Raw genomic sequence first — 11,811 nt, forward strand, 5'->3', positions numbered from 1 at the left:
GCCGACGACAGCGTCGGCGGCGCGCCCTACGCTGGCCGTCGTGGCTCCCTTCGACGACGACTTCGACATCCGTTCCTTCCCCGCCGCGCTCGAGCCGACCCCGGTCGCCGATGCGGGCGACGACGCTGACGGTGCCGCCGGCGACGCCGCGGGCGACGGCGCCGCGCCCGCCGACCCGCGCGCCGACGCCGACTCGACGGCCTGGACGCGGGCGGTCACCCTCGGCTTCCACAACGCTGAGCCCGACGCCGGCACGATCGGCCGCGAGACGCAGCGCGGCGTCGTCGACGGCCGGCTTTACACGGGCGTCTACGCGAAGGAGGCGCGGGAGGGCTCCCTCGCCGCGTCCGGAGTGCCCGTGGGCACCTTCGTCAGCCTCACCCGCTCGATCAACGTCGGCGGCGGGCGCCTCCTCGACGCGCACCTCGTCTCGGGCGTGACCGTGCAGCCGACCTACCGCCGTCGGGGCATCCTCCGCAGGTTGATGACCGACGACCTCGCCGCCGCGAAGGGCGCGGGCCTCGCGGTGGCCGCGCTGACCGCCAGCGAGGGCGTGATCTACCGCCGGTTCGGGTTCGGGCCGGCCACCCGCGAACGCAAGGTCGAGGTCGACCGGCGCCGCGCCTCCGGCCTGCTCTCCGAGCCCGCGGGCAGCGTCGACCTGGTCGCCCGCGACGAGGCGTTCGAGGCGACGGCCCGCGAGGTCTTCGCCCGGTTCCACCGCCGCAGCCCGGGGTCGATCGACCGGCACGAGGGCGTCTGGTCGCACCGGCTGCACGGCGGCCGGCCGGGCGGCGTCTCCGACCCCGCGATCCGCGCCGCGGTGCACCGTGACCCCGCGGGCGCGGTCGACGGCTACGTCACCTACAAGCTCGACGAGGGCGCCACGACCGTGCTGATCGTCACCGATCTCGTGGCGGCGAGCGACGACGCGTACCTCGGCCTCTGGCAGCTGCTGCTCGAGGTCGACCTCGTCGACACCGTCCGCTACGAGCAGGCTCCCCAGGCCGACCCGCTGCTGCACGCGCTGGTCGACCCCCGCGCGATGCGCATCACCCACGACGAGGACCACGTCTGGCTGCGCGTGCTCGACCCCGTGGCGGCGCTGCAGGCCAGGCCGTGGTCGGCCGACGGGGTCGTCACGCTCGCGGTCGCCGACGCCCTGGGGCACGCCGCCGGCACCTTCCGGGTCACGAGCGAGGGCGGCTCGGCGACCGTCAAGCGCGCGGGCGTCCGCCGGGCCGACCTCGACCTCGACGTCGCCACGCTGGGCTCGCTCTGGCTCGGCGGCGTCGACCCCGTGACGCTCGCCGGGGCCGGGCTCGTCCGCGAGCGCCGCGCGGGCGCGGTGCAGTCGCTCCGGGCGATGCTCGCGCCCGACCGGCCGCTGCACGGCATCACCTCGTTCTGACGGCGGGCCCGGCCGCTCGGGCGGCCGGGAGCGCACACGCCGCCGTGCCCTCTGTGGGGGACAACGCTGGGTGCAGGCCGTGCACGCCCCGTACGGTCGGAGCATGCACTTGTCGCGCGCCGTCCCGCCAGGGTCGACGACCTCCTTCGTCCGTGCTCACCTGCCGGCCTCCGTCGCCGAGGCCCTGGGCCTCGCCGCGAGCCTGACCGACCCCGCACGGCGGGGAGGCGCGGTGCCCGCCCCCGGCACCGGCCACACCGCCGACCTCTGGCGCGCGCTGGCCACGCTCGCCGCCCACGACCTCTCCGCGGCGCGGGCCGTCGAGCCGCACCTCGACGCGGCGGCCGTCCTCGAGCAGGCGCGGGAGGCCGGGCAGGTGGCGCCGGCCGCTACGGACGTCGCGGGCTCCGCAGACGCCGCTGGCTCGGGTGGCCGGGCCTCCGCGGCCGGGCCGGTCTGGGGCGTCTTCGCCGCCGAGGGCCCGGGGGTGCGGCTCGACGCCACACGTGCCCCGGCCGTCGCTGTCGACCCCGACTCCGCCGACCCCGCCGCCCCCGCTGCCAGCGGCGCCGCGACCGCCGCCCCCGAGCGCTGGACGCTCACCGGCGTCAAGCCGTGGTGCTCCCTCGCCGGCCAGCTCGACGCCGCTCTCGTCACCGCCTGGGCGGGCGACGAGCGCCGTCTCTTCGCGGTCGACCTGCACCAGCCCGGCGTCGAGGTCGTCCCGGGCACGTGGCACGCCCGCGGCCTGGTCGACATCCCCTCCGGCCCCGTCCGCTTCGACGACGTCGCGGCGAGCCCGGTCGGCGAGCCCGGCTGGTACCTGCGCCGCCCGGGCTTCGAGTGGGGCGGCATCGGCGTCGCCGCCTGCTGGTACGGCGGAGCGGTCGGCGTCGCCCGCACCCTCCACGTCGCGACGGTCGGCCGCGAGCCCGACCCCTGGCGGTTCCGCGCGCTCGGGGTGGTCGACGAGCGCCTCGGCGACGCGCGGCGTGCGCTCGCCGAGGCCGCCGACCTCGTCGACGCGGGCGAGGCCACCGGTCGCGAAGGGCGCCTCCTCGCCAAGCGGGTGCGGGGCACGGTGGCCCGCGCCGCCGACGACGTGCTCACCGCCGTCGGCCGGGCCCTCGGGCCCGCGCCCCTGGCGCTCGACGCGGCGCACGCCGCCCGCGTCGCCGACCTCGAGCTGTACCTGCGCCAGCACCACGCGGAGAAGGACGAGGCGTCGCTCGGCGGCGCCGTCCGCGAGCGCGCGCTCGACCTCGCGGTCGGGTCCGTGGGGCCCGCCGACGGGGTCGACGCCGCGGGGGAGGGGGTGGACCCGTGGTGAGCTTCGACGCCCGCGAGCCCGGCACCTCCGTCGCGACGTGGGAGGCCGACCCGCGCCTGGCGGCGCTGCCGGCGGCACCGCGCCTCCCCGGCTCCCTGCTCGTGCTCGCGGCCCACGCCGACGACGAGACGCTCGGCGCCGGCTCGCTGATCGCCGCCGCCGCCCGGCGGGGGCAGCCCGTGACGGTCGTCGTCGTCACGGACGGCACCGCCTCGCACCCGGCGTCGGAGACGACGACGAGCGCCGAGCTCGGCGAGGTCCGGCGCCGCGAGGCCAGGGCGGCCCTCGACGAGCTCGGCCCCGGGGTCCGGCTCGTGATGCTCGGCGTGCCCGACGGGGCCGTGCGTGAGCACCGCGAGGCCGTGCGCGACCGGCTCGTCGACCTCGTCGACGAGCTCGCTCCCTCCGCGGTCGTGTCGACCTGGCGCGGCGACGGGCACCGCGACCACCGCGTGCTCGGCGAGGTGGCGGCCGAGGTCGTCGCCGGAGCGCACCCGGCGCCCGAGCTGCTCGAGTACCCGGTCTGGATGTGGCACTGGGGCTCGCCCGACCACCCCGACGTGCCGTGGGCGCAGCTGGTCCAGCTGACGGTGGACGAGGAGGCGCGGGTCGCGCGCCAGCACGCCCTCGCCCGCTACGTCAGCCAGGTCAGGCCGCTCTCCGCGCGCCCCGGCGACGAGGCGGTGCTGCGGCCGGAGTTCCTCGCCCACTTCGCCGCGGGGCGCGACGTGTTCGTGCGCTCGGTGCCCGACGGCGTGCCCGCGGACGTGCCCGCCGCTGGTGATGACGCCCCCGCCGACGACGCCTCGCGCTTCGACGGGACGCACGCCGCCCGCGACGACCCGTGGGGCGTCACGACGCGGTGGTACGAGCGGCGCAAGCGCGCCCTGGTGCTCGGGGCCCTGCCCGACGAGCGGTACGGCGCGGTGCTCGAGGTCGGCTGCTCGATCGGCGTCGTGACGAGCGAGCTCGCCGCCCGGGCCGACCGGGTGCTCGCGCTCGACGTCTCGCCGGTGGCCGTGCTGCGTGCCCGCGAGCGGCTCGCCGACCAGCCGCACGTGCGGGTGGAGCGCGCCGACGCCTCCGAGGGGCTGCCCGAGGGGCGCTGGGACCTCGTCGTGCTCGGCGAGGTCGGCTACTACCTCGAGCCCGGTGCGCTGACCGCCCTGCTCGACGGCGTCGCCGCCGCGCTGACGGCGACCGGCACGCTCGTGGCCTGCCACTGGCGGCACGGTGCCGACGACTTCGCCCAGGGAGGCGACGAGGTGCACGCCGTGCTGGCCGACTGGGCCGAGCGCGCCGGGCTGCGCCGCGTGGTGCAGCACGTCGAGGCCGACTTCCTGCTCGACGTGTTCTCGCTCGACGGCCGGTCCGTCGCCGAGCGGACGGGCCTCCGGTGAGCGCGCCCGCGCCCTGCGCCGTGCCCGCCGACGACGCGCGCGACCGGGCCTCCGTCGCGGAGCCGGCCCGCGACTCCTCGCCGGCCCCGGTCGTCGGGGTCGCCGTCGTCGTGCCGGCCCGCGACGAGCAGGAGCTGATCGAGCGCTGCCTCGCCTCCGTCGCCGAGGCGCGGCGTCGTCTGGTCGAGGAGCGCCCGGAGGCGCGGGTCGTCGTCGTCGTCGTGGCCGACGGCTGCACGGACGACACCGTGCGGCTCGCCCGGGCCGTGCCGGGAGTCACCGTGCTCGAGACCAGCGTCCACAACGTCGGGCTCGCGCGCTCGGCCGGGGTCGAGTGGGCTCTCGCGGAGCTGGGCCGGGGCGAGGGCACGGGCGACGGGCCGGACGACGGGCCCGCGACCGCCGCGGACCGCGTGTGGATCGCCAACACCGACGCCGACTCGCAGGTGCCGCCGGCCTGGCTGACGTCACAGCTCGACGAGGCCGACGCCGGGGCGGACGTCGTGGTCGGCACCGTCCGGCCCGACTTCGCCGACCTGAGCCGGGAGCAGGTCGCCGCCTGGACGGCCCGCCACACGCCCGGGCGGCCGAACGGGCACGTGCACGGGGCGAACCTCGGGGTGCGGGCGTCGCGCTACGCGGAGGCGGGGGGCTTCGGCGACCTCGACCTGCACGAGGACGTGACGCTCGTCGGGCGGCTGCGCGCGGCGGGGGCGACCCTGCTGGCGTCGGAGGCGGGCGAGGTGCTGACCTCGGGGCGTCGTGTCGGCCGCACGCGCGGCGGCTACGCGGGCTACCTCGCGAACGACCTGCTCGCCTGAGCGCCGGCGTCGGCGCCGGCGCCGACGCCCGGCGCCGCGCCGCGCCGCGCATCGAGGTGACCCTTCCCGGGCCCTCCTCCGCACGGAGGCCCCAGGAAGGGTCGCCTCGACGTCGTCGACCGGCGCGGCGCGGCTGGCCCGCTGCTGCGATGGCCGGCCAGGACGTCGTGGTCGAGAAACGTCGATCCACTCCAGAGTGGAGCAGCGGGCACGCGGGGATCCTCCGTCGGCGTCGTCCTCCACTCCGGAGTGGATCGACATTTCTGGCCCGTCTCGTGCTGGCCGGCACGCGGCGCGGCCCGCACGCGGCGCGGCCGACCCGCGACGCGACTACTCGGCGGGCAGCGCCCCGTTGCGGTCCAGCGCCGCACCGAAGTCGAGGAAGGCGTCCGCCATGCCGCGGTACTGCGGCGCGCTGAAGACCTCGCTGAACGAGCGGCGGTAGACGCCGGCGATCTCGATCGCGGCCGCGCGGCCCTCCTCGGTGAGGCTGACGATCACGCTGCGACGGTCGCCCGGGTTCGGGCGACGGTCGAGGTGCCCGCTGTCGATCAGCCGGTCGACGAGGTTCGTCATGGCGCCGCTCGACAGCTCGAGGTACTCCGCGGCGCGCTTCGGCGTCACCGCGTCGCCCGCGGCCGACACGTAGAACAGGAACCGCAGGTCGGTGAGCCCGAGCCCGTGCTGACCGCCCTGGTGGCTCAGCACCCGCGAGTGGTGCAGCATCAGCAGCCGGAACGAGTTCAGCAGGCGGTCGAGGTCGAGCTCCGCGTCGACCTCGGAGAAGGGCGGCCGGTCGAGGGCCGCGAGCGGGTCCTCGTCGACCTCGGGGTCGAGCTCGGGGTCGTGCCCGAGCTCCGTCTCGTCGGCGGGCGAGGGCGCGTCGGGAGCCGGGAGGGTGGTCGAGGTCTGGCCGTCCGTGGCCGTGGTCATCGTCATGGTGCTCCGGTCTGGGGGCGGCCTGTCGGCGCCCGGTCGGGGTGGGGACGCCGTCCGTGGCCTCCCCGTGCCTCTCATGTTCCGTGAATCTCGACCGTCGAGATACCCCCACTACTGGGCGGCTCGGCAGCGCGAGCGCCGGCAGGGGGGACAACCCCCGTCCCGCTCCGGGTGGTGCCGTCATGTCGGCCGCCCCCGCCCCGCGGCGACGATGGATCCATGCAGAAGACCTCCGCCGCCGGCCCCGCCGCTCGCCCCGTCCGCCCCGTCCGCCCCGCCCGCCGCGCCGCGCGCCTCGCGCTCGTCGCCTCCGCCGCCCTCTCCGTCGTCGCCCTCACCGGCTGCTCCGCGATCACCGACGCCGCGCTCGCCGCCGTCGGCTCCGCCCCGGTCCAGGAGCGTCACTTCGACACCGCCGTGGAGGCGCCCCGCCCGTCGAACTCCGACGACGTGGCCTGGTTCCTGCCCGAGTGGGTGCCCTCCGACGCCCGCGACATCGACGTGCGCCTGCACACCTCGCAGCCGGGCTACGAGATCAGCTTCACCAGCGCCGACGGCGTCGACCTCGCCGCCTGCGAGCCCGTCGACGGCGACCTCGGCGGCCCCGCCCTCGAGCCCGAGGTGCTGCCCGACGGCCTGCCCGCCACGGGCCTCGTCAGCTGCGGTGACGGCCGCGTCACCGCGCAGGTCGGCGACCGCTGGCTCGGCTGGACCACCGCCGAGCCCGTCCCCGGCGACGACGGCTCGGGCACGCTCCGCGGCTGACCCCGCGACCGCGCCCGCACCCGCCCCGCCCGCACCGACCCCGACTCCCCTCCCACCTCCTCCCCGGAAGGCCCCCCGTGACGCACCCCACCGCCGCCCGCCCCGCACAGCCGGCCCGCGACTCCTCCGCTCCGTCCGCCCCCGCCGGAGGCGCGGGGCCGGTCGCCCGCCTCGCCGACGTCTCGAAGACCTACGGCCGGGGCGACGGCCGCGTCGAGGCGCTGCGAGGCGTGTCGCTCGAGCTCCTGGCCGGCGAGTTCACCGCCGTGATGGGGCCGAGCGGGTCGGGCAAGTCGACCCTCATGCACCTCGCCGCCGGCCTCGACACCGCCACCTCGGGGCAGGTGCTGCTCGGCGACACCGACATCACGCACCTCGACGACACGGCCCTCACCCTGCTGCGTCGTCGCCGCGTCGGCTTCGTCTTCCAGGCGTTCAACCTCGTGCCGACCCTCGACGTGACCGGCAACGTCGAGCTGCCGTTCCGCCTCGACGGGCGCCGCCCCGACGCCGACGAGCGCGCCTGGATCGACCGCCTCGTCGAGACCCTGGGCCTCGGCCAGCGCCTCGGCCACCGGCCCCACCAGCTCTCGGGCGGGCAGCAGCAGCGCGTCGCCATCGTGCGCGCCCTCGCCACGCGGCCCGACCTGGTCTTCGCCGACGAGCCGACCGGCAACCTCGACTCGCGCACCGGGCGCGCCGTGCTCGAGGTGCTCGCCGCGGCGTCGCGCGAGCACGGCCAGAGCATCGCGATGGTCACCCACGACCCGGTGGCCGCCAGCTACGCCGACCGCGTCGTCTTCCTCGCCGACGGCCGCGTCGTGCACGAGGTCGGCCGCAGCACGCCCGCCGAGGTCTCCGCCGTCATGCTCGAGCTCGAGGCCGCCGCGTGAGCGCCCGCGAGCTCCTGGCCGAGCACCGCCCGAGCATCCTCGTCACGACCCTCGCCACCACGTTCGGCGTCGCCCTCGTCGGCGCGACCCGGGTGCTCGACCAGGCCCTCCGCGCCGACCCCGTCGCCGGCGACAGCGCCACCGTCGGCCAGATGCTCGGGGTCGTCGCCGTCGTGGTGATCGGGATCGCCCTGTACGTCGGCGCCGTCGTCACCGCGAACACCTTCGCGACCATCGTCGCGGGCCGCACCTCCACGATCGCGCTGATGCGCCTCCTCGGCTCCTCCTCCCGCCAGCAGCGCCGGGCCGTCGCAGGCGAGGGGCTCGTCGTCGGCCTCGTCGGCGCCGCCCTCGGCGCCGTGCTCGGCAGCGTGCTCGTCGTCGTCGCGGTCGCCGTGCTGGTCGGCCGCGGCACGCTGCCCGACCTGCCGTACTCCGTGGTGTCGGCCACCGCCCTGGCCCCGGCCGTCGTGGTCGTCGCCACCACCCTCGCCGCCGCCTGGGTCGGCTCGCGGAAGGTCCTCGCGGTCACGCCGCTGCAGGCGATCGGCACCGCGCAGGAGTCGCCGGCCCACGAGGCCCCGCGCCGCGTGCTGCGGACCGTCGTCAGCGCCGCCCTCGTCGTCGGCGGCGGGGCGCTGCTCGCCGCCGGCGTCGTGACCGGCCTCGCCGACGCGACCGGCGTCGTCGTGGCCTTCCTCGGCGGCGTCGTGTCGTTCACCGGGGTCGTCGTCGGGGCGCACCTCGTGATGCCCCTCGCGCTGCGCAGCGTCGGCCGGCTCGCCGGCGGCGGCGCCGTGGCCCGGCTCGCGGCGGAGAACGCCGTGCGCCACCCCGAGCGCAGCACGCGGGCCACGGTCGGCATCGTGATCGGCGTCACGCTCGTCTCGACCCTCGCGGTCGCCCTCGGCACGCTGCGCGCCTTCATCGAGAGCATGACGGCCGCCGACCCGGAGTACTTCGCCGAGCTCGACGCGCTGTTCAGCACGACCCTGCTCGTCGTCACGGCGCTCGTCGGGTTCTCTGCCCTCATCGCCGCCGTCGGCCTCGTCAACGACGTGTCGCTCAGCGTGCTGCAGCGTCGCCGCGAGCTCGGCCTGCTGCGCACCCTCGGCGCCACGGCCCGGCAGGTGAGGCTGATGGTGCTGCTCGAGGCCGCTCAGATGACCGTCGCCGCGGTGCTGCTCGGGCTGCTGCTCGGCGTCGTCTACGGCTGGGCGGGCGCGCAGTCGCTGCTCGGCTCGGCGGCCGGCGAGCTCGTGGTGCCCCAGGTGCCCGTCGGGCTCGTCGTGGCCCTCGTGGTCGCCGCCGCGGCCCTGGCGCTCGTGTCGTCGGCCGTGCCCGCCCGCCGAGCGACGTCGGTGCCCCCGGTCGTGGCGACCGCGGTCGCCTGACCGGAGGCCGGGCCGGGCCCGGGCCCGAGCGCGGGCCCGAGCCGACCGGCCCCGAGCCGGCCGGGCCCGAGCCGGCCGGCCCCGGGCCTACGCCCCGGCGGGCGTCGGCAGCGCCGCCTCGATCACCGCGACGACCGCCGGGTCGTCGGGCTCGGTGGTCGGGCGGAAGCGGTGCACCGCGCCGTCGGGGGTGACGACGAACTTCTCGAAGTTCCACTTCACCTTGCCGGCCTTGCCCGCCGCGTCGGGCGTCTTCTTCAGCTCCGTGTAGAGCGGGTGCTCCGCCTTGCCGTTCACGCGCACCTTCTCCATCATCGGGAAGGTCACGCCCCAGGTCGCCGAGCAGTACTCGTCGATCGCCTCGGCCGAGCCGAGCTCCTGCAGGAACTGGTTGCTGGGGAAGCCCACGACCGTGAAGCCGCGCTCGCCGTAGGTCCGCTGCAGCTGCTCGAGCTTCTCGTACTGAGGCGCCAGGCCGCAGCGGGAGGCGACGTTCACGACCAGCACGACCTTGTCGGTGAAGGCCCCGAAGCGCGTGCGCTCGCCGCGGAGGGTGGTCAGGTCGATGTCGTCCAGAGTGGTCATGGGCTGACCGTACGCCCGGGGGCCGGGCGCCACCGGAGGGCTCGCTGCGACCGGGCTGTGCGGCATGCACGACGCGGCCCCCTCGGTCAAGCCCCCCTCCCCGAGTTGTCACCCGCGCCTCCCTCGCTGTTCACTCGTGTCTGATGGGTGACGAGGGCGACGATCGCGTCCGCATCGAAGCGGCCGGCACCGACCTCGACGAGGCCGTCGCCGTCTTCGAGCAGGGCTACAACGGCACAGGGCTCGTCGCGCGCGCGACGGAGCTCGATTTCTCGTACCGTCACTCCGCCACCGGCGACCCCGACCTGACGCTCCGCACCTCGAAGTTCTCCGGCGAGATCACCGGCACGATCGAGCCCCCCGGCGAGCACATCGTCCAGTGGCTGAGCCGCGGCCGTGCCGTGATGGACCTCGGGCGCGACGAGGTGCACATCGAGGTCGGCGTGCCCGTGGTGTTCCCGCACGGGCGGCCGTTCTCGTTCCGCTACGCCGACTTCGAGCAGAACCTCGTGCACGTCGACGACGTGCTGCTGCACGAGGTCGCCGCCGAGCGGGAGGGCGCGGCCCCCGGCTCGCTCCACTTCGACCACTCCGTGCCGCCCTCGCCCGCGGCGCTCCGCACCTGGAACAGCACGGTGCGGCTCATCGCCCAGACCTACCTCGGCGGCGAGATCGCGCCGATGATGCGCGCCGAGATGGCCCGGCTCGCCGCCGTCGCGATGCTCGACACCTTCAGCCACTCGTCGACGAGCCTGCCGGAGGCGCTGCTCGCGCCCCGGAACGCCTCGCTGCGGAGCGCGGTCGAGTACGTGCACGCCCACGCCCACCTGCCCATCACGGCCGCCGACGTCGCCCAGCACGCCGGCCTCACGGCGCGGGGGCTGCAGCAGTCGTTCAGCCGCCACCTCGAGACCACGCCCACGGAGTACCTGCGGGGGGTGCGCCTCGAGCGCGTCCACGAGGAGCTGCGGGCCGGGTCGCCCGACCGCGTCACGGTGGCCGAGGTGGCCCGCCGCTGGGCGTTCGCGCACCTCGGGCGGTTCAGCGCGGCGTACGTGAAGCGCTTCGGGGAGTACCCGCGCGACACGCTGCAGCGCGCGTAGGTCGGCGAGGCGGGCCGGTCGGGTGCCCGTCTCCAGGCGGGCGTCAGGAGTCAGTCGTCAGGCGCCGGCGTCGGCGGAGCCGCCCGAGGCCGCGGGGGAGGCCTCGGCGAAGAAGTCGCCGTACGAGGGCCCGGCCGCGACCGACCGGCGTCGGCCCAGGGGAGGCACCACCGCGAGGCGTGCGTCGCGCGCGGGGCGGCGCTTCGGGTAGCCCTGGATGCGCACGGGCCGGGTCTCGGGGTCGGAGACGTAGCTGCTCGCGGCCTCGTCGAGCCCGGCGGCGCCCGGGGCTGGGGCGGAGGCCGGGTCGCTCGTGGTCGTGGTCGTGGTCGTGCTGGTGCTCACGTCTCCTCGTTCCTCGAGGATCGGCCAGCCTCGCAGTGTCGTGCGCGACGTCGTGCGACGGCGCCTCCTCAACCTAGGGAGGCGGCACCGGACCAGGCAGGCTGGTCGTCCCCGATGCGAACAGGGTGTGCCGTCGTCGGACGGCCGGGGGCTCAGGGCCCTCCGCGCGTAGCGTGAGGGGCATGCAGACACCCCAGGCCGTGGCCCAGCCGTGAAGCGCCTCCACTACGTCGAGGGCCACGTGGTCACGGGCGACGACATCGCGGAGGCGGTGGTCGCCTACGCGCGCGCCCTCGCCCTCCGCGGGCGGTCCGACTCGGTCGACCTGCCCGGCATCGACGTCGACGGCGAGGAGCGACGCTTCCAGCTGCTGCTCGGCCCCTCGAGCCAGATGCTCGTCTCGCACGAGCCGTGGCACGGCGACGAGCTGACCGACGAGGCGCTGGTCGCCGACGTGGGCCGGCGCGGCCTGCAGATCTCGGGCCCCGACCCCGTGGCCACGCCGAGCGGCGGCAGCCCCGTCGCGGTCGTGCCCCTCGAGGCGGACGAGTTCACGCCGGTCGAGATCAGCTCGCCCGAGGGCTGAGCCGGCCCGGGCCCGGCCCGGCCCGGGGCCGGAGCCCGGTCGGCCCCGGCCGACCCCGGCGCCCGCGACCGGTCGCCCCGACGACGGAAGGCCCGCCCTGCGTGAGCAGGGCGGGCCTTCCGTCGTCGGGGCGCGAGCCCTCGGGTGCTACTTGGTGGCGACGGTGATCTTCGCGACTCCGACGAGCATCTCGTCCTGGACGGCGTCGGTCTTGAAGGTCTGGTTCAGCAGCGCGGCCG

At 76.7% G+C, this 11,811-nt stretch carries 12 protein-coding genes; 9 read left to right on the forward strand and 3 right to left on the reverse strand.

Going from position 1 to position 11,811, the window contains the following annotated elements; translation table 11 throughout:
- Window positions 1–40 precede the first annotated feature (40 nt).
- The 4 genes from FHR77_RS14420 to FHR77_RS14435 all read left to right on the forward strand — a co-directional run bounded on the left by FHR77_RS14420 (window position 41) and on the right by FHR77_RS14435 (window position 4,962).
- Window positions 41–1,411 carry a GNAT family N-acetyltransferase gene (locus FHR77_RS14420; protein WP_056058547.1) on the forward strand — a complete coding sequence of 457 codons (1,371 nt, stop codon included), beginning with the start codon at window positions 41–43 and terminating at the stop codon, window positions 1,409–1,411.
- Window positions 1,412–1,514: 103 nt separating this feature from the next.
- Entirely contained in the window at window positions 1,515–2,741 is a 1,227-nt protein-coding gene (locus FHR77_RS14425; RefSeq protein ID WP_208380840.1) for an acyl-CoA dehydrogenase family protein, read from the forward strand.
- On the forward strand, window positions 2,735–4,141 hold the full coding sequence (locus tag FHR77_RS14430) for a PIG-L family deacetylase (protein WP_167261181.1): 1,407 nt from the start codon (window positions 2,735–2,737) through the stop codon (window positions 4,139–4,141). Before FHR77_RS14425 ends, FHR77_RS14430 begins: the two co-directional genes overlap by 7 nt.
- Window positions 4,138–4,962, forward strand: a complete 825-nt coding sequence (locus FHR77_RS14435) for a glycosyltransferase family 2 protein (RefSeq protein WP_341777396.1) — start codon at window positions 4,138–4,140, stop codon at window positions 4,960–4,962. The genes FHR77_RS14430 and FHR77_RS14435 overlap by 4 nt, the downstream gene beginning before the upstream one ends.
- A gap of 330 nt (window positions 4,963–5,292) precedes the next feature.
- Here the strand turns inward: FHR77_RS14435 and FHR77_RS14440 are convergent, their stop codons facing one another.
- On the reverse strand, window positions 5,293–5,895 hold the full coding sequence (locus tag FHR77_RS14440) for a MarR family winged helix-turn-helix transcriptional regulator (RefSeq protein ID WP_167261182.1): 603 nt from the start codon (window positions 5,893–5,895) through the stop codon (window positions 5,293–5,295).
- Window positions 5,896–6,120: 225 nt separating this feature from the next.
- Between FHR77_RS14440 and FHR77_RS14445 the strand changes: the two genes are divergently transcribed.
- The 3 genes from FHR77_RS14445 to FHR77_RS14455 all read left to right on the forward strand — a co-directional run bounded on the left by FHR77_RS14445 (window position 6,121) and on the right by FHR77_RS14455 (window position 8,953).
- A complete protein-coding gene (locus FHR77_RS14445; protein ID WP_167261184.1) occupies window positions 6,121–6,666 on the forward strand; it encodes a hypothetical protein in 546 nt (181 codons plus the stop codon).
- Window positions 6,667–6,743: 77 nt separating this feature from the next.
- Window positions 6,744–7,559, forward strand: a complete 816-nt coding sequence (locus FHR77_RS14450) for an ABC transporter ATP-binding protein (RefSeq protein ID WP_167261186.1) — start codon at window positions 6,744–6,746, stop codon at window positions 7,557–7,559.
- Window positions 7,556–8,953 carry an FtsX-like permease family protein gene (locus FHR77_RS14455; protein ID WP_167261188.1) on the forward strand — a complete coding sequence of 466 codons (1,398 nt, stop codon included), beginning with the start codon at window positions 7,556–7,558 and terminating at the stop codon, window positions 8,951–8,953. Before FHR77_RS14450 ends, FHR77_RS14455 begins: the two co-directional genes overlap by 4 nt.
- Window positions 8,954–9,040: 87 nt before the next feature.
- Here FHR77_RS14455 and FHR77_RS14460 read toward each other — a convergent pair whose 3' ends face one another.
- The gene (locus FHR77_RS14460) at window positions 9,041–9,538 is read right to left on the reverse strand and encodes a glutathione peroxidase (protein ID WP_167261190.1); all 498 of its coding nucleotides are present in this window, start codon (window positions 9,536–9,538) and stop codon (window positions 9,041–9,043) included.
- Window positions 9,539–9,681: 143 nt separating this feature from the next.
- On the opposite strand from FHR77_RS14460, the gene FHR77_RS14465 reads away from it, so the two are divergent.
- Entirely contained in the window at window positions 9,682–10,641 is a 960-nt protein-coding gene (locus FHR77_RS14465; RefSeq protein ID WP_167261192.1) for a helix-turn-helix transcriptional regulator, read from the forward strand.
- Between the two features lie 57 nt (window positions 10,642–10,698).
- Here FHR77_RS14465 and FHR77_RS14470 read toward each other — a convergent pair whose 3' ends face one another.
- The gene (locus FHR77_RS14470) at window positions 10,699–10,986 is read right to left on the reverse strand and encodes a hypothetical protein (protein WP_167261194.1); all 288 of its coding nucleotides are present in this window, start codon (window positions 10,984–10,986) and stop codon (window positions 10,699–10,701) included.
- A 211-nt stretch (window positions 10,987–11,197) separates the two neighbouring features.
- On the opposite strand from FHR77_RS14470, the gene FHR77_RS14475 reads away from it, so the two are divergent.
- Window positions 11,198–11,572, forward strand: coding sequence for a hypothetical protein (locus FHR77_RS14475; RefSeq protein ID WP_167261196.1), 375 nt, complete (start codon window positions 11,198–11,200; stop codon window positions 11,570–11,572).
- Window positions 11,573–11,811: the final 239 nt, after the last annotated feature.

This window comes from Frigoribacterium endophyticum (assembly GCF_011759585.1).
GTDB classification, from domain to species: domain Bacteria; phylum Actinomycetota; class Actinomycetes; order Actinomycetales; family Microbacteriaceae; genus Frigoribacterium; species Frigoribacterium endophyticum.

What these genes read in the sequence shown, in the direction of transcription:
- FHR77_RS14460 (WP_167261190.1), bottom strand. Translation starts at nt 9,538, where the DNA reads ATGACCACTCTGGACGACATCGACCTGACCACCCTCCGCGGCGAGCGC.
- FHR77_RS14440 (WP_167261182.1), bottom strand. Translation starts at nt 5,895, where the DNA reads ATGACCACGGCCACGGACGGCCAGACCTCGACCACCCTCCCGGCTCCC.
- FHR77_RS14425 (WP_208380840.1), top strand. Translation starts at nt 1,515, where the DNA reads ATGCACTTGTCGCGCGCCGTCCCGCCAGGGTCGACGACCTCCTTCGTC.
- FHR77_RS14465 (WP_167261192.1), top strand. Translation starts at nt 9,682, where the DNA reads ATGGGTGACGAGGGCGACGATCGCGTCCGCATCGAAGCGGCCGGCACC.
- FHR77_RS14445 (WP_167261184.1), top strand. Translation starts at nt 6,121, where the DNA reads ATGCAGAAGACCTCCGCCGCCGGCCCCGCCGCTCGCCCCGTCCGCCCC.